Origin of the sequence: Streptomyces sp. NPDC007901, from assembly GCF_042959465.1 — a bacterium.
Taxonomy (GTDB): domain Bacteria; phylum Actinomycetota; class Actinomycetes; order Streptomycetales; family Streptomycetaceae; genus Streptomyces.
The window spans coordinates 136,702-156,739 of record NZ_JBIBKW010000005.1 but is presented as its reverse complement, the minus strand read 5'-3'; the positions used below and the strand labels follow the sequence as shown (position 1 = coordinate 156,739).

22 protein-coding genes and 2 pseudogenes are annotated in these 20,038 nt (G+C 71.9%); 13 read left to right on the top strand and 11 right to left on the bottom strand.

The window, feature by feature from the left end; translation table 11 throughout:
• Positions 1 to 7 precede the first annotated feature (7 nt).
• Positions 8 to 1,111 (bottom strand): substrate-binding domain-containing protein, encoded by a 1,104-nt coding sequence (locus ACFZDK_RS18470; RefSeq protein ID WP_390973660.1) that lies wholly within the window; start codon positions 1,109 to 1,111, stop codon positions 8 to 10.
• A gap of 257 nt (positions 1,112 to 1,368) precedes the next feature.
• Between ACFZDK_RS18470 and ACFZDK_RS18465 the strand changes: the two genes are divergently transcribed.
• The gene (locus ACFZDK_RS18465; RefSeq protein WP_355727646.1) at positions 1,369 to 2,427 is read left to right on the top strand and encodes a cellulase family glycosylhydrolase; all 1,059 of its coding nucleotides are present in this window, start codon (positions 1,369 to 1,371) and stop codon (positions 2,425 to 2,427) included.
• A gap of 61 nt (positions 2,428 to 2,488) precedes the next feature.
• Here ACFZDK_RS18465 and ACFZDK_RS18460 read toward each other — a convergent pair whose 3' ends face one another.
• The 3 genes from ACFZDK_RS18460 to paaI are packed head-to-tail and all read right to left on the bottom strand — an operon-like array spanning position 2,489 to position 4,794.
• Positions 2,489 to 2,977, bottom strand: a complete 489-nt coding sequence (locus tag ACFZDK_RS18460) for a GNAT family N-acetyltransferase (RefSeq protein WP_390973657.1) — start codon at positions 2,975 to 2,977, stop codon at positions 2,489 to 2,491.
• A gap of 42 nt (positions 2,978 to 3,019) precedes the next feature.
• Entirely contained in the window at positions 3,020 to 4,366 is a 1,347-nt protein-coding gene (gene paaK / locus ACFZDK_RS18455; protein ID WP_390973655.1) for a phenylacetate--CoA ligase PaaK, read from the bottom strand.
• Positions 4,363 to 4,794 carry a hydroxyphenylacetyl-CoA thioesterase PaaI gene (gene paaI / locus ACFZDK_RS18450; RefSeq protein ID WP_390973653.1) on the bottom strand — a complete coding sequence of 144 codons (432 nt, stop codon included), beginning with the start codon at positions 4,792 to 4,794 and terminating at the stop codon, positions 4,363 to 4,365. Before paaI ends, paaK begins: the two co-directional genes overlap by 4 nt.
• 152 nt (positions 4,795 to 4,946) lie before the next feature.
• Between paaI and ACFZDK_RS18445 the strand changes: the two genes are divergently transcribed.
• The 9 genes from ACFZDK_RS18445 to ACFZDK_RS18405 all read left to right on the top strand — a co-directional run bounded on the left by ACFZDK_RS18445 (position 4,947) and on the right by ACFZDK_RS18405 (position 12,485).
• The gene (locus ACFZDK_RS18445) at positions 4,947 to 6,170 is read left to right on the top strand and encodes an acetyl-CoA C-acyltransferase (RefSeq protein ID WP_390973651.1); all 1,224 of its coding nucleotides are present in this window, start codon (positions 4,947 to 4,949) and stop codon (positions 6,168 to 6,170) included.
• Positions 6,167 to 6,919: an enoyl-CoA hydratase-related protein gene (locus ACFZDK_RS18440; RefSeq protein ID WP_390973649.1), complete on the top strand. Its 753-nt coding sequence runs from the start codon at positions 6,167 to 6,169 to the stop codon at positions 6,917 to 6,919. The genes ACFZDK_RS18445 and ACFZDK_RS18440 overlap by 4 nt, the downstream gene beginning before the upstream one ends.
• On the top strand, positions 6,916 to 7,767 hold the full coding sequence (locus tag ACFZDK_RS18435) for a 3-hydroxyacyl-CoA dehydrogenase NAD-binding domain-containing protein (protein WP_390973647.1): 852 nt from the start codon (positions 6,916 to 6,918) through the stop codon (positions 7,765 to 7,767). The genes ACFZDK_RS18440 and ACFZDK_RS18435 overlap by 4 nt, the downstream gene beginning before the upstream one ends.
• A gap of 114 nt (positions 7,768 to 7,881) precedes the next feature.
• Positions 7,882 to 8,853 carry a 1,2-phenylacetyl-CoA epoxidase subunit PaaA gene (gene paaA / locus ACFZDK_RS18430; RefSeq protein WP_390973646.1) on the top strand — a complete coding sequence of 324 codons (972 nt, stop codon included), beginning with the start codon at positions 7,882 to 7,884 and terminating at the stop codon, positions 8,851 to 8,853.
• The gene (paaB, locus tag ACFZDK_RS18425; RefSeq protein WP_355727655.1) at positions 8,850 to 9,140 is read left to right on the top strand and encodes a 1,2-phenylacetyl-CoA epoxidase subunit PaaB; all 291 of its coding nucleotides are present in this window, start codon (positions 8,850 to 8,852) and stop codon (positions 9,138 to 9,140) included. Before paaA ends, paaB begins: the two co-directional genes overlap by 4 nt.
• A 9-nt stretch (positions 9,141 to 9,149) precedes the next feature.
• On the top strand, positions 9,150 to 9,983 hold the full coding sequence (gene paaC / locus ACFZDK_RS18420; protein WP_390973643.1) for a 1,2-phenylacetyl-CoA epoxidase subunit PaaC: 834 nt from the start codon (positions 9,150 to 9,152) through the stop codon (positions 9,981 to 9,983).
• Entirely contained in the window at positions 9,977 to 10,495 is a 519-nt protein-coding gene (gene paaD, locus ACFZDK_RS18415) for a 1,2-phenylacetyl-CoA epoxidase subunit PaaD (protein ID WP_390973641.1), read from the top strand. Before paaC ends, paaD begins: the two co-directional genes overlap by 7 nt.
• Complete coding sequence (paaE, locus tag ACFZDK_RS18410; protein WP_390973639.1) at positions 10,495 to 11,607, top strand: 1,2-phenylacetyl-CoA epoxidase subunit PaaE; 1,113 nt, start codon at positions 10,495 to 10,497, stop codon at positions 11,605 to 11,607. The genes paaD and paaE overlap by 1 nt, the downstream gene beginning before the upstream one ends.
• Positions 11,608 to 11,720: 113 nt before the next feature.
• Positions 11,721 to 12,485 (top strand): DinB family protein, encoded by a 765-nt coding sequence (locus ACFZDK_RS18405; RefSeq protein WP_390973638.1) that lies wholly within the window; start codon positions 11,721 to 11,723, stop codon positions 12,483 to 12,485.
• Here the strand turns inward: ACFZDK_RS18405 and ACFZDK_RS18400 are convergent.
• From ACFZDK_RS18400 to ACFZDK_RS18380, 5 genes and pseudogenes are all read right to left on the bottom strand, one after another.
• A complete protein-coding gene (locus ACFZDK_RS18400; RefSeq protein ID WP_390973637.1) occupies positions 12,409 to 13,110 on the bottom strand; it encodes a TetR family transcriptional regulator in 702 nt (233 codons plus the stop codon). The two genes, ACFZDK_RS18405 and ACFZDK_RS18400, sit on opposite strands and share 77 nt — an antisense overlap.
• A gap of 45 nt (positions 13,111 to 13,155) precedes the next feature.
• A pseudogene (locus tag ACFZDK_RS18395) lies at positions 13,156 to 13,635 on the bottom strand (DUF1684 domain-containing protein); the annotation flags it as partial.
• Positions 13,551 to 13,751 carry a hypothetical protein gene (locus tag ACFZDK_RS18390; RefSeq protein ID WP_390974263.1) on the bottom strand — a complete coding sequence of 67 codons (201 nt, stop codon included), beginning with the start codon at positions 13,749 to 13,751 and terminating at the stop codon, positions 13,551 to 13,553. The pseudogene ACFZDK_RS18395 and the gene ACFZDK_RS18390, both read right to left, overlap by 85 nt.
• Positions 13,751 to 14,850 (bottom strand): annotated as a pseudogene (locus ACFZDK_RS18385) (LLM class flavin-dependent oxidoreductase). Before ACFZDK_RS18385 ends, ACFZDK_RS18390 begins: the two are co-directional and overlap by 1 nt.
• Positions 14,847 to 15,101 (bottom strand): hypothetical protein, encoded by a 255-nt coding sequence (locus ACFZDK_RS18380; RefSeq protein WP_390973636.1) that lies wholly within the window; start codon positions 15,099 to 15,101, stop codon positions 14,847 to 14,849. The pseudogene ACFZDK_RS18385 and the gene ACFZDK_RS18380 overlap by 4 nt, the downstream one beginning before the upstream one ends.
• Positions 15,102 to 15,382: 281 nt before the next feature.
• On the opposite strand from ACFZDK_RS18380, the gene ACFZDK_RS18375 reads away from it, so the two are divergent.
• Both ACFZDK_RS18375 and ACFZDK_RS18370 read left to right on the top strand, forming a co-directional pair.
• Positions 15,383 to 15,724 (top strand): hypothetical protein, encoded by a 342-nt coding sequence (locus tag ACFZDK_RS18375; protein ID WP_390973634.1) that lies wholly within the window; start codon positions 15,383 to 15,385, stop codon positions 15,722 to 15,724.
• 108 nt (positions 15,725 to 15,832) lie between these two features.
• Positions 15,833 to 17,443 carry a cytochrome b N-terminal domain-containing protein gene (locus ACFZDK_RS18370; RefSeq protein ID WP_390973632.1) on the top strand — a complete coding sequence of 537 codons (1,611 nt, stop codon included), beginning with the start codon at positions 15,833 to 15,835 and terminating at the stop codon, positions 17,441 to 17,443.
• Between the two features lie 72 nt (positions 17,444 to 17,515).
• Here ACFZDK_RS18370 and ACFZDK_RS18365 read toward each other — a convergent pair whose 3' ends face one another.
• A complete protein-coding gene (locus ACFZDK_RS18365; RefSeq protein WP_390973630.1) occupies positions 17,516 to 18,262 on the bottom strand; it encodes an NAD(P)H-binding protein in 747 nt (248 codons plus the stop codon).
• A gap of 115 nt (positions 18,263 to 18,377) precedes the next feature.
• A complete protein-coding gene (locus tag ACFZDK_RS18360; protein ID WP_390973628.1) occupies positions 18,378 to 19,274 on the bottom strand; it encodes an RNA polymerase sigma-70 factor in 897 nt (298 codons plus the stop codon).
• A 203-nt stretch (positions 19,275 to 19,477) separates the two neighbouring features.
• Here ACFZDK_RS18360 and ACFZDK_RS18355 point away from each other — a divergent pair, with 203 nt between their 5' ends.
• Positions 19,478 to 19,921, top strand: a complete 444-nt coding sequence (locus ACFZDK_RS18355) for a cupin domain-containing protein (protein WP_390973626.1) — start codon at positions 19,478 to 19,480, stop codon at positions 19,919 to 19,921.
• Positions 19,922 to 20,038 lie beyond the last annotated feature (117 nt).

Below are 20,038 nucleotides of genomic sequence, written 5' to 3'. Positions count from 1 at the left end.
GGCGCGATCACGATCCGGCTGAGGCGCGGGGCGGGGCGGTGCTGGCCCGGATCACCAGGTGGGCCGGGACCAGGTCGGTGCCGGGGCGGGAGTCGTCGTGGGTGCGGATCTGGCGGAGGACGCCCTGCACGCAGCGGCGGCCGACCTCGGCGAAGTCCTGGTGGACGGTGGTGAGGGGCGGGATGAAGAACGCCGCGTCGGGGGTGTCGTCGAAGCCGACCACGCTGATGTCCGCCGGCACGGACCGGCCGCGCTCGTGGAAGGCGCGCAGCAGCCCCAGGGCCATCTGGTCGTTGGACGCGAACACGGCGGTGCAGCCCGGCTCTTCGGCGAGTACGAGCCCGGCCGCGTAACCGGACTCGGCCGACCAGTCTCCGCGCAGCGGCGCCGGGATGGGGCGCCCGGCCTCCTCCAGCACGGTCCGCCAGGCCTGAGTGCGGCGCTCGCCCGCGTACGACGTCCCGGGACCGGACACATGCCATACGGTCCGGTGTCCCAGCTCCAGCAGATGCCGTACGGCCTTGCGGGCACCGTCGGCCTGGTCGGTGTCGACCACGCTGTAGCGGTCCCCGGCATCCGAGTCCACCACCACGACATGCACGCCGGGCGGCAGTTGGACCGTACCGCTGTCGAGCAGATGGATCTCCATGATGACGATGACGGCGTCCACGGCCAGCTCGCCCATCCGCGTGAAGGCGCCGAGCACGTTGTCCTGGGTGGCCACGTCGATGGGGATGAGGGTGATCGCGTAGCCCTCGGCCGCGGCATGCGTGGCGATCGCCTCCACAGTACGGCTGCTGCCCGTGGAGGCCAGGCTGAACAGGATCACGCCGATGGTGTTGAACTGGCCGTAACGCAGGGCGCGCGCCGCGCTGTTGGGCCGGTAGCCCAGCTCGCGCATCGCGGCGAGCACCTGCTCCCGGGTGGCGGCGATCACCCCCGGATGGCCATTGGAGACCCGTGAGACGGTCTGCGACGAGACCCCGGCGAGTTCGGCGACATCGGCCATGGAGACCCGCTGCTTGCGGCGCCCGCCGGGCACCCCGGACCCGCTGCGCCGCGCACTGCCCGCGGTCGGCGGCGCCCACTGCTCCGGCTCGTTCAGATCCATCGCCCCACCCCTCAATTCTCCTTCATGTACGGGAAGTCAGGACCGGAAACCTTGACGGCCGCAGGGGCGGATGCCACGATTCCGACGCTTTCGAGTTTACGTAAACATCGCCGTGTGACCAGCCCCGACGGAGATCCCGTCGCAGCGTCGCGCAGGGGATGTTCACGTAAACACACCGCGTCGATGTTTACGTGAACACGTGGTCCGGGGCCGTCGGGCCCCTGCGTCGAGCCGCCGTCTCCTGAAAGGGCACGTTGATGCGCAAGACCCCCGCCAGAACCCGTATCACCCCCCGTACCCGCGCCGCCCTCGCGGCGGTCGCGATCGCCGCGGTGGGCGCCACCACCCTCACCGGCAGCCCGGCCTCCGCCGCCGTCCCGGGCCACGGCACCAGCCAGTTCAAGGGCGTCAACTGGGCCGACCCGCGCGACAACTACGCCGACGACCCGGTGGTCCTCTCCGGCCTGTCGCTCTCCGACAGCTACGCCCAGACCTACGCCAAGGCGACCCGGGTGATCGCGGCGTTCCGCGCCAACCTCGGGGCCAACACCGTACGGCTGCCCATCAACCCGTACACGGTGAACGGCTCGTACTGGAAGTCGTACCGCGGGGTCATCGACGCGGCCTCCGCCCAGGGCTTCAAGGTGATCGTCTCCTACTGGGAGGGCACCGGCGCCAACAAGGACGGCTTCATCGACGACGAGGCCACCTACTGGCCCATGTGGGACACGGTCGTGAAGGCCTACCGCCACGACCCGCACGTCTACTTCGAGCCGATGAACGAGCCGCATGGCTACACCGACGCCGAATGGGCCGACCTCGCCGCGAAGTGGCTGGCGACCTACCCGTCCGTCCCGCACAACCGGGTCTTCGTCAGCGGCGCCGGCTACAACGACCACGTCACCACCGTCTGCGCCGACCCGCGCCTGAAGGGCACCTATCTGTCCCTGCACCACTACGGGTTCTGGAAGAGCTACGCCACCTACGACCAGTGGGTGGCCGACCTCAAGGAGCGCCTCGGCGACTGCGCGGGACGCACCGTCGCCGACGAGTTCGGTGCCCCGATGACCACGGGCCTCGACTACAACAAGCCCGCGCCCGACGACAATTCCGTCAACTTCATCCAGGCCGACACCGACGTGTTCCGCGAGCTCGGCATGGGCTCGGTGTACTGGCCGGGCCTGCGCACCGACGACACGTACTCGATCCAGAAGCTGATCGGTGACGCGTCCCGCCCCTGGCTGGCCACCACCAACCAGTCCGGCGCGGACCGCCTCGCCTGGGCGTGGGGCCGTGGCAGGCCGGTGAGCGGCTGACCGGTTCCCGGAGGGCCGCGGCGCACCACGGGTGCCGCGGCCCGGTGCCGGTCAGGGCACCTCATGAACCCTTGAGCAGGCGCAGGTAGGTCAGACCGGGGCGGCCCGAGAGCCGGATCTCGCCGGTGACGGTGAACCCGTTACGGGCCAGTACGGTCCGGGACGCCGCGTTGTCCTGCCGCGCGGCGGCCCGCAGAGCGGTCAGTCCGTAGCTGTCGGCGGCGAGTTGGCAGATCTCCCGCACGGCCGAGGTGGCCAGCCCCCGCCCGGCGGCGCGCTCCGCGATCCGGTACCCGAGATCGGCGGCGCCTTCCGCCACGTCGACCAGGTTGATCCGCCCCAGCACCTCGCCCGCCGCGTCGACCAGCACATGGAAGTAGCAGACCCCGGCCTCCTGTTCGGCCAGCCGCGCGCGGTGGATCTCGTCGAAGCGGGCGAAGTAGTCGTCGCCGCGATCGGGGATCGTCGCCGCGAAATAGGCGCGGTTGTCCCGTTCGAAGGCGAGGAGTGCCGGGGCGTGGTCCGTGCGGAGCAGCTGGAGCTCGGGCATGGGGAGGACGGTAGGCACCCCGGCCCCTCGCCCGCCAGCGTTTTAGGCCTTGCGCAGGTCCTTGACCCGGCGGAGCTTGCCGAGCGACCGCTCCAGGGTCTCCGGGTCGACCACGTCGACCTCGACGCTGATCCCGACGCCGTCCTTGACGCCCTGGGCGATGGTCCGGGCGGCCGACGCGCGGTCGGCGGGACCGGCGTCGGGCCGGGCCTCCACGCGCACGGTCATGTGGTCCATCCGTCCCTTCTGGCTGATCTGGATCTGGAAGTGCGGGGCCACGCCGGGTGTCCGCAGCACGATCTCCTCCACCTGGCTGGGGAAGACGTTGACCCCACGCAGGATGATCATGTCGTCGGAGCGGCCGGTGATCTTCTCGATACGGCGGAACCCGGGGCGTGCGGTGCCCGGCAGCAGCCGCGTCAGGTCACGGGTGCGGTAGCGGATGACGGGCAGCGCCTCCTTGGTGAGCGAGGTGAAGACCAGTTCCCCGCTCTCGCCGTCGGCCAGCACCTCCTCGCCCAGCGGGTCCACGACCTCGGGGTAGAAGTGGTCCTCCCAGACGTGCAGCCCGTCCTTGGTGTCCACGCACTCCTGCGCGACCCCGGGGCCGATCACCTCGGACAGCCCGTATATGTCGACCGCGTGGATGTCGAGGCGCTCCTCGATCTCGCGGCGCATCTCCTCCGTCCAGGGCTCGGCACCGAAGATGCCGACCTTCAGGGAGGTGGAGCGGGGGTCGACGCCCTGGCGCTCGAACTCGTCGAGCAGGGTCAGCATGTAGGAGGGCGTGACCATGATGATCTCGGGGCGGAAGTCCTGGATGATCTGCACCTGGCGCGCGGTCATGCCGCCGGACGCGGGGATCACCGTGCAGCCGGCGCGCTCGGCGCCGTAGTGGGCGCCGAGGCCGCCGGTGAACAGCCCGTAGCCGTAGGAGACATGGACCTTGTGCCCGGGGCGGCCGCCGGCGGCCCGGATGGAGCGGGCGACGACGTCCGCCCACATGGACAGGTCGTTGTCGGTGTAGCCCACCACGGTGGGGCGGCCGGTGGTGCCGCTGGAGGCGTGCACCCGCCGTACCTCGGACATCGGTACGGCGAACATGCCGAAGGGGTAGGTGTCCCGCAGGTCGGCCTTGGTGGTGAAGGGGAAGCGGGCGAGGTCGGCGAGGGTGTGGCAGTCGTCGGGGTGCACACCGGCCGCGTCGAACTTCTTGCGGTACAGCTCGACGTTGTCGTACGCGTGCCGCAGTGTCGCGCGGAGCCTGGTGAGCTGGAGCGCCTGGAGCTCCGGGCGGGACATCCGCTCGGCGTCGTCCAGCAGCGCCTCGGGGAGCGGCTCTCCCCGGCGGGTGCCCCTGGGCTCGGGCGCGATCACTTCGCTGCTCATTGCGGCTCCTCTTTCCTTGTGCGCAGGGTGCGACTGCGGCCGCGGAACTCCGCGATCACCTCGTCGCCGCGCACGACCCTCACGTCGTAGACACCGCTGCGGCCGAACCGGACGCGCTCCCGCGCGGTGGCGACCAGGACGTCCCCCTCGTACGCCGGGGCGATGAAGTCGATGTCGGCGCCGGCGGCGACGGTCACGGGGCCGTGGCTGTTGCAGGCGCAGGCGAACGCCGAGTCGGCGAGCAGGAACACATAGCCGCCGTGGGCGATCCGGTGCCCGTTGACCTGGGAGGCGGACACGGTCATCCGCAGCACGGCGGTCCCTTCGCCGTGCTCCAGCAACTCGATGCCCAGCCGCCGGGACGCCTCGTCCGCGGCGAACATCGTTTCGACGGGGCCAGGTGTCGTACCCGGTACCTGGGTCGTCATTTCCACCACCTTGTGAACCGACCGAACATTCGGTTAGCGTGCGGCGTGGTCAAGTAATCCAGCACGACCCCCGCATGTCAAGAGGGGGAACGAGGCCGTCGAGAGGCGTGCGCGCGGGGCGCCGTCCACCCCTGAGCCGAGGAGGCTGTCCGATGCCCGACGACGTGTTCCTGATCGACGGGGCCCGCACCCCGCAGGGCCGCTACGGCGGTGCCCTGGCCGCGGTACGCCCCGACGGCCTCGCCGCCCTCGTCGTCGGTGAGGCCGTACGCCGGGCCGGGGTGCCCGGTGCGGCCGTGGACGAGGTCGTGCTGGGGGCCGCCAACCAGGCGGGCGAGGACAACCGGGACGTGGCGCGGATGGCGGTGCTGCTCGCCGGGCTGCCGCACACCGTGCCCGGCTATACCGTCAACCGCCTGTGCGCCTCGGGTCTGACCGCCGTGGCCTCGGCGGCCCAGACGATCCGCGCGGGGGAGGCGGAGCTGATGGTCGCCGGGGGAGTGGAGTCCATGACCCGGGCGCCCTGGGTGATGGAGAAGCCCGGCACCCCGTGGGCCAAGCCCGGGCAGGTGCACGACACCGCCCTGGGCTGGCGGTTCACCAACCCGCGCTTCACCGCCGCCGACCGTGCCGTGCCCGCGGACGCCGGACCGGAGGCGGTCCGGGTCACCCTCTCCATGGGCGAGACCGCGGAGGAGGTCGCGGCTCTGGACGGCATCACCCGCGCCGACTCCGACGCCTTCGCCCTGCGCAGCCACCAGCGGGCCGTGGCCGCCCAGGAGGCGGGCCGCTTCGACCGCGAGATCGTGCCGGTCCCGGTGCGCGACGGCGAGGTGACGCGGGACGAGGGCCCGCGTCCCGCCACCACCCTGGAGAAGCTGGGCTCCCTGCGGACCGTCTTCCGTGCGGACGGCATCGTCACGGCCGGCTCGTCCTCGCCACTGTCCGACGGCGCGGCGGCCCTGGTGGTCGCCGGTGCCGAGGCGGTGGAGCGGTACGGCCTCACGCCCCGGGCCCGGATCGTCGCCTCGGCCTCCGCCGGGGTCCAGCCCCATCTCATGGGTCTCGGCCCGGTCCCCGCCACCGAGAAGGCCCTGGCCCGGGCCGGCTGGCAGACCGGCGACCTGGACGCCGTGGAACTCAACGAGGCGTTCGCCGCCCAGGCGCTCGCCGTCATCCGCCGGCTCAAGCTCGACGAGGGCAAGGTCAACGCCGACGGCGGCGCCATCGCCCTGGGGCATCCGCTCGGCTGCTCCGGCGCCCGCATCCTGCTGACCCTCCTCGGCCGCCTGGAGCGGGAGAACGGCCGCCGCGGTCTTGCCACGCTCTGCGTGGGCGTGGGCCAGGGTGTCGCCCTGCTGGTGGAGCGGGTGTGACCGCCTCCCCGGAGTACGAGACGCTGCTGGTGGAGGAGCGGGCCGACCGGGTCGTCGTCACCCTCCACCGTCCCGAGGCCCGCAACGCCATCAGCGGCCGGATGATCGGCGAACTGCACCAGGTGTGCGAACGGTTGGAGAGCGAACCCAGGCTGCTGCTCCTGACCGGCCACGGCGGGGTCTTCGCGGGCGGCGCCGACATCGCCGAACTGCGCGAGCGCGGCCGGGACGAGGCGCTGCAGGGCATCAACAGCCGTCTGTTCGAGCGCGTCCGGCGGCTGCCCATGCCCACCCTGGCCGCCGTCGAGGGCTGGGCCCTGGGCGGCGGGGCCGAGCTGGCCTACGCCTGCGACCTGCGGATCGCCGGTCCCGGCGCCGTCTTCGGCAACCCCGAGCCCGGCCTCGGCATCCTCGCGGCGGCCGGCGCCTGCTGGCGGCTGCCCGAACTGGTCGGCGAGTCCGTCGCCAAGCAGATCCTGCTCGCCGGCCGCACCCTCGACGCCCCGGCGGCACTCGCCGCCGGACTGGTCATGGACGTCGTGCCCGCCGCGGAACTGCTGGAGCACGCCCATGCCGTGCTCGACCGCATGGCGCGCTCCTCCGCCCTGGCCCTGCGGCTGACGAAGGTCGTCGTCGACTCGCCCGGGGCCCATCCCCTCGCGGGCGACCTCGCGCAGGCCGTGCTCTTCGAGGGAGCGGACAAGACAGAGCGCATGACACGATTTCTGGAGAAGAGGAGTCGCGCATGACGTCGGCACCCAGGACCGTCGCGGTCGTCGGCGCGGGCCGCATGGGCGCGGGCATCGCCCAGTCCTTCGCCGCCGCCGGCTCGGCCGTGACCGTGGTGGAGAGCGGGGCGGAGGCCGCCGCCGCGGCGCTGGAGCGGATCGAAGGCAGCCTGCGGCGGGCCGAGGAGCGCAGTCACCTGAGCGAGCCCGCGGCGCGGGTGGCCGCCCGGGTGTCCGTCGTCCACGCGGTGGACGCGCTGCCCCCGGAGACCGAGCTGCTCGTGGAGGCCGTACCCGAGGACGCGGCGCTCAAGGCCCGTCTACTCAAGGCGGCCGAAGAGGCCGTGGGCGACACGACCGTGCTGGCCACCAACACCAGCTCGCTGTCGGTGACCGACCTCGCCGCCGTCCTGCGGCGCCCGGACCGCTTCCTCGGGATGCACTTCTTCAACCCGGTGCCCGCCTCCGCGCTCGTCGAGATCGTCGTCGCCCCCGGCACCGCCGCGCCCACCGTCGAGGCCGCCCTGGAATGGACCAGGGCGCTGGGCAAGCAGGACGTGGTGGTCAAGGACTCGCCCGGCTTCGCCAGCAGCAGGCTGGGCCTCGCCCTGGGGCTGGAGGCGATCCGGATGGTCGAGGAGGGCGTCGCCGCGCCCGAGGCCATCGACGACGCCATGCGGCTCGGCTACAAGCACCCCATGGGTCCGCTGCGCCTGACCGACCTCGTCGGACTCGACGTACGGCTCGCCATCGCCGAGTACCTGCACACGACCCTCGGCGACCGCTTCGCCCCGCCGCGGCTGCTGCGCGAGAAGGTGGCCCGCGGCGAACTCGGTCACAAGACGGGACAGGGCTTCTACACCTGGTGACCGGGGCGGGGCGGCCACCCTTCCGCGCGCCCTGATCGGGCGCGGCCCTTGCCAGATCGGGGAGGAAGCACCTTATGATGAACCGAACGAATGGTCGGTTGGGAGTTGGTGGAGATGACTGAAGCGGCCGGAAGGGACGCCGAGCACGCGCTGGAGTCCCACTTCGAGGCGACGATCGCGCGGGACCAGCGGATCGAGCCGCGTGACTGGATGCCGGAGGGCTACCGCAGGACGCTGGTCCGGCAGATCGCCCAGCACGCGCACTCGGAGATCATCGGCATGCAGCCGGAAGGCGAGTGGATCACCAGGGCACCGTCGCTGCGCCGCAAGGCGATCCTGTTCGCCAAGGTCCAGGACGAGGCCGGACACGGCCTGTACCTGTACTCGGCCGCCGAGACCCTGGGCGCCGACCGCGCGGACCTCACCGAGCGCCTGATCGAAGGCCGCCAGAAGTACTCGTCGATCTTCAACTACCCGACGCTCAGCTTCGCGGACGTCGGTGTCATCGGCTGGTTCGTCGACGGCGCCGCCATCTGCAACCAGGTGCCGCTGTGCCGAAGCTCCTACGGCCCCTACGCGCGTGCGATGGTCCGGATCTGCAAGGAGGAGTCCTTCCACCAGCGGCAGGGCTACGAACTGCTGATGACCATGATGCGCGGCACCGACGCCCAGCGGGAGATGGTCCAGGACGCCGTGGACCGCTGGTGGTGGCCGTCCCTGATGATGTTCGGCCCGCCCGACGACGACTCGCCCAACTCGGCGCAGTCGATGGCCTGGAAGATCAAGCGGCACAGCAACGACGAACTGCGCCGTCGGTTCGTCGACATGACCGTGCCTCAGGCGGCCAGGCTCGGCGTGACCCTGCCCGACCCCGAGCTGCGCTGGAACGAGGAGCGCGGCCACCACGACTTCGGCACCCCCGACTTCGGCGAACTCAAGGAAGTCATCAGCGGCAACGGCCCCTGCAACACGCAGCGGATGGAACGCCGGCGAACCGCCCACGAGGAGGGTGCCTGGGTGCGTGCGGCCGCCGGCGCCCACGCCGCCAAGCAGGCCGCCCGGGCACGCGAGGAGGCCGTGGCATGAGCGACACCGGGAACTGGCCGCTGTACGAGATCTTCGTCCGGGGCAAGCGCGGCCTCAACCACGTCCACGTCGGCTCGCTGCACGCGGCCGACGACCAGATGGCCCTCACCCACGCCCGCGATCTGTACACCCGGCGCAACGAGGGCGTCAGCATCTGGGCCGTGCGCTCGGACCGGATCGCCGCCTCCACCCGGGACGAGAAGGACCCCTTCTTCGACCCGAGCGCCGACAAGGTCTACCGGCACCCGACCTTCTACGACATCCCCGACGATGTCCCGCACATCTAGGAGCCGGTGATGAGCGACGACGACCACGTCTACCTGAGCCTGGCCGAGGGCCACGACGACGGCGACGCCCGGTGGGCGTTCGGGACCGGCTTCGAGGACCCGCTGCACGGCGTCGACACCGCCGTGCCCGAGGGCGTCGACGCCACCGCGCTGGCCGCCCTGTGCCTGGCGCTCGGCGACGACGCCCTCGTCTTGGCCCAGCGGCTCGCCGAGTGGGTCACCCTCGCCCCCGAGCTGGAGGAGGAGGTGGCGCTGGCCAACATCGGGCTCGACCTGCTGGGCCAGGCCCGCCTGCTCTACTCCCGCTGCGGCCAGACGGACGGCACCGGCCGCACGGAGGACGCCTACGCCTACTTCCGCGACCCCGCCGACTTCCGCAACGTGACCCTCGCCGAACTCCCCAACGGCGACTTCGCCTTCTCCGTCCTGCGGCTGCTGGTGTTCGCCAGCTGGCGCCTGGCCCACTTCACCGAACTGGCCGCCGCACCCGACCCGGTGCTCGCGGCGATCGCCGCCAAGGGCGTCAAGGAGCTCACCTACCACCGGCAGTACGCCGCCGAGTGGGTCGTACGCCTGGGCGACGGCACCGAGGAGTCCCACGCGCGCATGCTGACGGCCCTGGAGTCGCAGTCTCCCTACTGGGCGGAGCTGTTCGCCGCACAGGACGTCCGCGGGGCGGTCGATGCGGACCTCCGGCAGGTCCTCGACGCGGCCGGACTGCCCCTGCCGCACCCCGCGTCCCTGCCCTACGACGGCCGGAACGGCGACCACACCGAGCACCTCGCCCCGCTCCTCGCCGAGCTGCAGAGCGTGGCCCGCGCCCACCCGGAGGCGACATGGTGACCACCGTGCTGTCCGACCTCAGGCGGGCCCGGCACCTGGCCGAACAGGTCCCCGACCCCGAACTCCCCATGCTCACCCTCGCCGACCTCGGTGTGCTGCGCGAGGTCACCGTCGAGGCCGACGGGACCGTGGTCGCCAGCCTCACCCCGACCTACTCCGGCTGCCCCGCCATGGCCGAGATGCGCGCCGGGGTCGCCGCGCGGCTGCGGGACGCCGGCTTCGGCCGGGTGGAGATCCGCACGGTCCTCGACCCGCCGTGGACCAGCGACTGGATCACCCCCGACGGGCGCCGCAAACTCGCCGAACACGGCATCGCCCCGCCGATGACGGCGCCCCGGCGCCCCGTCGGCCCCGTCCCGCTGACCCTGTCGCCCACCCGGCGCACGGTGGCGTGCCCGCGCTGCGGATCGGCCGACACCGAGGAGACCTCCCGCTTCGCGGCCACCTCCTGCAAGGCGCTGTGGCGGTGCCTCACCTGCCGCGAGCCGTTCGAGTACGTCAAGGAGATCTGATGGCAGAGCTGACGGCACCGACCGCCGGTGCCCCCGCGACGACGGCACGGCGGCGCCGCCCGGCCTTCCATCCCCTGCGCGTCGCCGCGGTGCAGCGCCTGTGCGAGGACGCCGTGGCGGTGACGTTCGACGTCCCCGCGGCCCTCACCGAGGAGTTCGCCTTCGGCCCCGGACAGTCGCTGACCCTGCGCCGCGAGGTCGACGGGCGGGACGAACGGCGCTCGTACTCGATCTGCTCGCCGGCCGGCGCGCCGCCCCGCATCGGCGTCCGCGAGGTGCCCGGCGGACTCTTCTCCTCCTGGCTGGTCCACGAGGTACGCCCGGGCGACACCGTCCAGGTCATGGCACCGACCGGGGCCTTCACCCCCGACCTCACGGTGCCCGGCCACCATGTGCTGATCGCGGCCGGCTCCGGCATCACCCCCATGATGTCCATCGCCGAGTCGGTCCTGGCCGCCGACGACCGCTCGCGGGTCACCCTGTTCTACGGCAACCGGCGCACCGACACCGTGATGTTCGCCGACGAACTGGCCGACCTGAAGGACGAGTACCGCACCCGCTTCCACCTCGCCCATGTGCTGTCCCGCGAACCCCGCGAGGCCGACCTCCTCTCCGGCCGCCTCGACGGCGACCGTCTCGGCGCGCTGATCGAGGGGTTGATCGACGTCCCGTCCGCCGACCACTGGTGGCTGTGCGGCCCGCACGGCATGGTCCTTGATGCCCAGCGAGTGCTCGCCGGGTTGGGCGTGCCCGGCGGCCGGGTCCACCAGGAACTCTTCTACGCCGACGAGCCGATCGAACCCCTCCGGCACGAGGACGCGGTGGCCACCGGCCCGGCCAGCGAGGTCACCGTCACCCTGGACGGCCGCTCCACCACCGCCCGGCTGCCGCGCGGCACCACACTCCTCGACTCCGCCGCCCGCATCCGCCCGGACCTCCCGTTCGCCTGCAAGGGCGGCGTGTGCGGCACGTGCCGTGCGCGCATCACCGACGGCGAGGCCGACATGCGCCGCAACTACGCCCTCGAACCGGCCGAGGTGGACGCCGGGTACGTGCTGACCTGCCAGTCGTACCCGGTCTCCGAGAAGCTGACGGTCGACTTCGACAGCTGACCGGCCGTGCCCCGGCGGAGCGGGCGCGGGAATTGTGTCGCGTCCCGCGCGGGCGAACCGTTAATCTCCGCCTGACCACGGCGCGTTGGGCGCCACTGCGGAGGGAGCCCGCCATGGGGACCGGCCGTCTGGCGGTACTGCTCGACCAGTTCGACTGCGCCAGGGAACGGGCCCAGGTGCGACTGACGGGGCTCGGCGACGAGGAGTACCTGTGGGAGCCGGTACCCGGCTGCTGGTCGATCCGGCGCCGGGGCGAGGCGACTACCCCCAGGGCGTACGGACCCGGCGACTGGGTGCTCGACCAGGGCGCCCCGGACATCCCGGCGGGCGAGTACGCCGAGGTCGCCCGGCAGGCCGCCGCCGGCATGACCGTCGCCAAGATCGCCGACGACTGGAGCGTGAGCGTCGAGCGGGTCGAACAGGTCCTCGCCCACACCGGACCCCCGGAACCCGACCGGACCCCCATCACCACCATCGCCTGGCGGCTCGGGCACCTGCACTCGGGCTTCGCCGGCGACTGGGAGTGGACCTTCGGCGAGCGGCGCCGGGAACCGAAGGAGCTGGTCGACTTCACCCCCAGCGCCGCCCTGGCCCTCGACCGGTTCTGGGCGGCGGTGGACCGCTGGCGCGACAGCGTCGCCACCGTGACCGACGCACAGCTCGACACCGTCGGCTACTCGCAGTACCCCTACGGCTCGAACCCCGACGACGCCTTCGTGGACGTCCTGTGGGGCACCAACCTCGAACTCGTCCACCACATGGCCGAGATCGCCCTCCTGCGCGACCTGTGGCAGGCCCGGTTCAGTCCTGGTCAGGCGGAGCCTGCGCCGGTTCGGGCCGCACCAGACCCATCAGCTGCTCCACCAGCGGGTCGCTGAGGCCGGGCGTCGTCAGCGGGGCATCGTCCGGGCGCTGCCGCAGGCCGTTCAGGAGGATCTCGATGTAGCGGCGCCAGATGTCGGGCCGTCGCCCCTGGGTGAACTGGGCGGCGGCGATCAGCATCTGCTGCATCACGGGGATGTCGGAGGGGACCACCTCGGCACGCAGCTGCCCGCTGTCCTGGGCCCGCCGGATCAGCGCCTCCAGGTAGGGGCGCATACCCCCACGGGCCGTCTCGAACGGCTCGGAACTGTGGCTCCCCAGCATGATCACCTCGTGCAGACCGCGGCTCTCGGCGAGATCCGCGGTCATCGTCATGAGGAAGTCGACCAGCCCCTGCCAGGGATCGGGATGTTCGAGCGCCTGCTGCGCAGACTCCTGCCGCATCGCGAGATCCTGCTCGAACACGGCCCGCACCAGGGCCTCTTTGGTGGGGAAGCGCCGATACACCGTACCGACGCCGACTCCCGCGTGCCGGGCCACGTCGTCGAGGGTGACGCCCAGTCCGCGCAGCCCGAAGACCTCCCGCGCCGCGTGTACGATCCGTTCCCGGTTGCGGGCGGCATCGCGCCGCAGGGGGCGGTCCTCGTCCTTCGAACCGGTGCCCCGGGAACGCTCAGCCATGGCCACATCGTAGCTCTGTGGATCAAGCCCGCCCGGACGGCCGGGTCAGGAACCGCCGCGCTCACGGGGGATCTTCTGGCCCGCCTCGATCGCCACCGGCAGCCGGTTCTCGGCGGGCGGCAGCGGGCAGGTGGCCAGGTCCGTGTAGGCGCACGGCAGGTTCGCGGCCCGGTTGAAGTCCAGGACGACCGTGCCGTCGGCCGCGGGCGGGCCGACGGACAGGGACCGGTTGGCCGCATACGTGGTGACCCCGGAGGTCGCGTCGGTGAACAGCACCATCAGCGCGCCGGGCCCGCGTCCGGGGAACGCGGTCAGGGCCAGCTGCCGCCCGTCCAGTTCGAACTCGATCCGGCCGGGGGCGTCGTACACATGCTCAAGGCCCTCCACGGCGGCGCCCACGGTGATCGGCCGCGGTACGTCGAAGGGCACGTAATGGCCCGTCACGGCCCACCGCGGGTCGGGTGCGTAGGCGGGCGTGACGTTGAAACCGTCGACCGCGCCGTGCCGTGCCGTACGAAGCGGGCGAACTTGTCGGCCAGGCCGGACGGGGTGCCGACGTGACCGCGCTGCGGGCCGAGCGCGATGACGGTCTCGCGCAGCGACCAGCCGTGCGCCTCCGCCTGCGCCCGCCATTCGTCCATCACCGCGCGGGATCGGCGACGCGCCGGGCGACGAAGGAACCGTCGTTCTCGGCGACCACCGGATCCTCCGCGGGCAGCGGCCCGTCGGCGTCGCGGCCCGTCAGATCGAGGCCCCACAGCAGCCCCGCGATCCCCAGGGCCGTGGCGGGGGTGACCTGCTGGAGCCGGATCCAGCGCTTCTTCTCCCGGGCCTCCTCCTCGGTGGCGCCCAGGATGATCTCGGTGCCGGGCAGGATTCGCAGGTCGTCGTCGGGCCGCCCGACCGCCCGCAGCCGCCGCCGGATGTCCTCGGCGAAGACCAGCGCGTCGTCGAAGTCGGTGCCGTGCGCGGAGAAGATGACGTCGGCGTTGCGGCCGCGAAGTCGCGTCCCTCGCCCGAGTCGCCGGCCTGGAAGATCACCGGGTGGCCCTGCTCGCTGCGCGGCAGGGTCGGGGCGAGGCCGACGTCGAACTGCGGTCCCCGGTGGCGTACCCGCCGTACGGCACCGGGCGCCGACCAGGCGGGCGCCCCGACGGAGGTGGCCACCGCCTTGTCGTCCCAGCCGTCCCACAGGGCGCGGGCCACGGTCAGGAACTCCTCGGTCCGCCGGATGGGGGTCCCCCCGGTTCGAGCGAAGTCGAGAACTGGGGGGGCGTGGTCGAGGTAGCCGCCGCGCCGGAAGTTCGCGCCGGTCCAGGCGTTGTCCGTGGTCACCACGTTCCAGCCGACCCGGCCTTCGGAGAGCAGATCGAGGCTGGAGAGCCGGCGGGCGAGGTCGGCGGGTTCGTTGAAGGTGGAGTTGGAGGTGGGGACCAGGCCGATCCGGCGGGTGACCGCGGCCAGCGCGGCGAGCTGGGTCAGGGCGTCCGGCCGTCCGGCCACGTCGAGGTCGTGGATCCTGCCGTCGACCTCCCGTAGCCGGAGCCCCTCGCCGAGGAAGAACGCGTCGAACAGGCCCCGTTCGGCGGTCTGCGCGACCCGCCGGAAGGACGCGGGGTCGATCTGCGAACCGCTGGCGGGGGCCGACCAGACGGTCCAGTGGTTGACGCCCTGGAAGAACACCCCGAAGTGCAACTGGGCGTGCGGCCGTGGCACGTCGAGGGGATCGGCGCGGGTCATCGGGCTTCCTCCGGGACGGCGGTGGTCGCGAAACGGTTGGCGGGGCGCTCCAGACCCAGGGTCGTGCGCAGGGCCGTGCCGGGCAGCGGGCGGGCGACGAGGCGCCGCGCGGACAGGTCCGGCAGGACGAGCCGGAGAGCGATGCTCACGTGGTACCCGTCCCGCTTCAGAGCGTCGTAGACCCCCTGCCGGCCGGATCCGTCCACGAAGCCTCCGTGGACGAGAACGACGTTGCGCGCTTGCGTACTCATGACGTCTCCTTCGGCGTGCCCGACCGTCGCGGTCACGTGAAGGAACCCAGGCGGCGGCCGCCGCGAGCGATTCCGTCAAGTGACGTGGTTCGGCGCCCTTGCGGCTTCCGGTGGAAGTTGTCACGCTGGTGGTTCACACCTTTTGCTCCAGCTCTCCGCGGCGTTCGCGAGATCGCCGGTCCCGACCCGTCCCGGCTCGATACGTTCGTGCGCGCTGCTCTCCCTCGCCGGCGCTGACCGCGACCGGCCGGACGGCCGCCGCCTCACCTGTGGAGCACACCATGGACACGAGCGAGGAGGCCGCCCGCGGCCTGAGCGACCTCCAGGACTTCCTGCACCAGCAGGCGCACCTGCGCGCCGCACGCCGGCGCGTGACGGACTTCACCGCCCGGGAGCCGGGACTGACCCCGGAGCAGCGCACCGACATCGAGCGCTGGTACCTGGAGGAACAGACCTACGTGGCCCGCATGGTGACCGAGCACATCGCCACCAGCATCAACGTGGTGGAACAGCGGCACCGCGCCCGCTTCGGGCAGTGGCTGCGGGGAACGCTGACCGCGATGATCCTGATCACCGTGGCGATGGGGCTGTGCGTCACCATGATCCTCGTCGGCGTGTCGTAGCAGCAGCTCCGCAGGCCCCGTTCGGCCCCATGTCACAGATCCGGCTCCCGCTCCGTCTCATAGCAGAAGCACGACGTGAGGCGATCGGCGAATGGGGTGCTGCAGGCCATGGGGGAGCAGAGCCAGGACGACGAAGAGCGACGCGGAGGCAGGGGCGAGAAGGTCGCCGACCGGTTCGACGGACGCCTCGGTGTCCACCGCCTGATCGGGGCGAAGGCGCGCAGGTCCGCCTTCCCGGACCACTGGTCCTTCCTGCTGGGCGAGATCTGCCTGTACAGCTTCGTCGTCCTCGTCGTCACGGGCGTGTATCTGACGCTGTACTTCCACCCGTCCATGAACCAGGTCCGGTACGACGGCGGTTACGCCCCGCTGAAGGGCCGGATGGTGTCGGAGGCGTTCGACTCGACGCTGCGCATCTCCTTCGACGTACGCGGCGGACTGCTGATCCGGCAGGCCCACCACTGGGCGGCACTGGTCTTCGTCGGCGCCGCGCTCGTCCACATGATGCGGGTGTTCTTCACGGGTGCCTTCCGCAAGCCCCGTGAGCTGAACTGGCTGTTCGGGTTCCTGCTGCTGGTCCTCGGGATGTTCGGAGGGCTGACGGGATACGACCTTCCGGACGACCTGCTCTCCGGGACCGGACTCGCGGTCGTCAACGGAACGATCCTCTCCGTACCGGTCGTCGGAACCTATCTGTCGATGTTCCTGTTCGGAGGCGAGTACCCGGGCCCCGACCTGGTGGCCCGCTTCCACACGGTCCATGTCCTGATCATCCCGGCCCTCATGGTGGCGCTGCTGACCGCCCACCTGATCCTGATGCTCCGTCACCGGCACACGCAGTACCCCGGTCCCGGACGCAGCAACGGGAACGTCGTCGGCCTGCCCCGCCACGTACGCGCCGTGAAATCCGCCGGGTTGTTCTTCCTCGTCTCCGGTGTCGTCTTCGCCGTCGCGGCGATCGCGCAGATCAACCCCGTCTGGCAGTACGGCCCCTACCGCACCGACCAGGTCTCGGCCGGATCCCAGCCCGACTGGTACATGGGCGTGGCGGACGGGCTGCTGCGGGTCATGCCCGGCTGGGAGATCACCTTCCACGGCCACACCCTGGCCCTGGACAACCTGGTTCCGCTGACGGCCGGTGTCGGGCTCTTCCTCGCCCTGGGGGCCTACCCGTTCATCGAGACGTGGGTGACCGGCGACGACCGTCACCAGCACCTGCTCGACAGACCGCGCAACCGCCCGGTGCGCACGGCCCTCGGCGTCGCCTGGATCGGCTTCTACGTGGTGGCCATGGTCGGCGCCGCGAACGACATCATCGCCACCCGCTTCCATGTCTCCGTCGAATCCGTGACCTGGACGGTCCGTGTCGGTCTCTTCGCCGTTCCTGCCATCGCCTACGTCGTGACGAAGCGCATCGCCCTCGGTCTGCAGCGCGCGGACCGCGACAAGGTGCTGCACGGCCGTGAGACCGGCGTGCTCGAACGACTGCCGCACGGCGAGTTCGTCGAGGTGCACGAGCCGCTCGGCCGGGAGGAACTCCACCTGCTGACCCAGCACGAGCAGTACCGGCCGATCGCCCCCGGCCCGGACGCCGTCGGCGCACGCGGTGCCCGGCGCCTGCGCCGCAGGCTCAGCCGAGGCCTCTACGGCGAGGACACCCAGATCACCAAGGCGACCGTGCGGGAGTACGAGGAAATCGCGGGCAAGCACACACGCTGATGCCCCCCCGACCGCCCGGCGGCGCAGGAAGGCGGCCCCCGCCATCGCGGCGGGGGCCGGCTTCCTCGCGGATCACCGCTGTCGTGCGAGCCAGTCGGCGAACCCGACCTCGGCGATGTGCGCGTCCGGGCCGGGCAGGAGTGTGTCGTCCTGCAGTTCGGCGCCCCAGTAGGTGGCCGCCGGGTCCGTGACGATCTTGCGGGGGTCGTGCTGGGCGCTGAGGCCCATCCGGATGAACTCCTCGAGCGAGAACGCCTCGGGGCCGGCGACCTCCACCACGCCGTCGACCGGGGCGCCGACGGCGGCGCGGGCGACGGCGGCGGCCACGTCGTCGGAGACGACGGGCTGGATCCTGGCGTCGGGCAGGCGCACGGTGTCGCCCTCGGTGACCCCGTCGGCGAGCCCCTTCGCGAACTCGAAGAACTGGGTCGCGTGGACGATGGAGTACGGGAGGCCGGACGCCTCGATCAGCTCCTCCTGGGCCTGCTTGGCCCGGAAGTACCCGCTCCCCTGGAGCCGGTCCGTGCCCACCACGGACAGCGCCACATGGTGCGCCACGCCGGCCTCGGCCTCCGCCTTGAGCAGGTTGGCCGTGGAGGCACGGAAGAAGTCCATGACGGCCTGGTCCTCGAACGACGGGGAGTTGGACACGTCGACCACGACCGAGGCGCCCTCCAGGACCTCGGCCAGCCCCTCGCCGGTGAGGGTGTTCACGCCGGTACTGGGCGCGGCCGCGACCGCCTCGTGCCCGTGCTCGCGGAGCCCGGCGACCACCTTCGAACCGATGAGCCCGGTGCCACCGATCACGACGATCTTCATGATGCGTTCCTCTCGGAAGTTTCTGTCTGCATCACTGGTGACCGGACAGCCGCTCCCGCTGTGACACCCGCCCGGAGGAATCTCGGCAGCCCGGGCAGCCCGGGCAGCCCGGGGGTCAGCCCTCCAGCGACGCCACGTAAGGCGCCAGCTTCGCCGGGTTCATCACCCACATGAGGCGTTCGATGCCGCGCTCCGACACATCGGCGGTCAGCAGGGCGACCGCCGTGCCACCGGCCGAGACCAGCACGGCCGGCCTGCCGTTCGCCTCGACCCAGCGGACCTCCGCCGGGGGCCAGAACCGCGGCGCGAAGGCGACCAGGTACCGGGAGACGTGCGGCAGCCCGACCACCGGGATCCTGGACGCCCCGCGCACTCCGCCACCGTCGGCGTAGCTGACCACGTCCTCGGTGAGGACCTCCTCGAGCACCGACAGATCGCCGTTCTGCGCGGCGGCGAGAAACACCTCGAGGAACCGCCGGTGCTCGGCGGAACCGACCGGTTCCCTGCGCTCCGCCGCCAGCCGCTTCCGGGCCCGGCTCACCAGCTGGCGCGCGTTGGCCTCGCTCGTCTCCACGATGTCCGCGATCCGCCGGTAGGTGTAGTCGAACGCCTCCCGCAGCACGTACGCGGCCCGTTCCACGGGATTGAGCTTCTCCAGCAGGAAGAGCACCGCCATGTCGAGCGCCTCCGCGCGCTCCGCGCCCAGCTGCGGATCCGGACTCGTGTCGACGGGCTCCGGAAGCCAGGGGCCGACGTAGGACTCCCGGCGCACCCGGGCGGACTGGATGAAGTTGATCGCCAGCCGGGTGGTGACCGTGGTCAGGAACGCGGCCGGTTCCTCGATGCCGGCCCGGTCGGTGCCCTGCCAGCGCACCCAGGCCTCCTGGACGATGTCCTCGGCCTCGACCGCGCTGCCGATCACGCGGTACGCGATGCCGAAGAGCCGGGGACGCGCCGCGACGAAGTCCTTCGTCGCCCGGTCGAGGGAGTCCGCGTGGTCACCGGCGCGCATGGATGTCCTCCAGAGTTGGATCATCATGCTACAAGCCGGCCCGGCGCCGCCCCGCGCGCCTGCGGCGGCGGCCGCCGTGTCACGGATCCCCCGCGTGTCCGGTGAGCACGGAGAAACGCCGCACGGGATCCGAAGGGTGAATGCGCGTCCCGCCGAGGATGCGATGGTCCCATGGGGCGGTCGACCTACGGAGGTGGAACACCATGGCGGACAAGGACGCGGTGCACGGCACCGGCGGGCAGCCCCGTTCGGAGGGGTGGAAGACGGCCGTGACGTTGCTGCAGGACGCGGCACCGATCACGATTCCCGAGGGTGCCTCGGCGATGACCATTCGGGTGGAGTGGGAGCCCGGCGACCCGGGCACCCCGCCGCACCGCCACTCGGGACCCGCGTTCGGATACGTCGTCGAGGGCGCGGTCCGCTTCGAGCTGGAGGGCGAGCCCGAGCGCGTCGTCGAGGCCGGCGGAACGTTCTGGGAGCCGGGCGGCGACGTCATCCACTACCAGGACGGCAACGCGCTCACCGACGCCAGGACCCGGTTCGTCGTGACCATGATGTGCGCGCCCGGCAAGCCCATGCTGGAACTCGTCGACGAGAAGGAACTGGCCGAGCGCGCCCATCTGCGCGCCCCGCGCCCCACCGGCTGACGGAACGTCAGGCCGGTCCGCGGCACGAGGGTCAAGGAAGGGGCGGCTGCCGGTAAAGGGGAGGGCGCGTGTCGGTCATTGCGGTCTTTTGCCTGACGCGTGATGGCCATGTGGTCA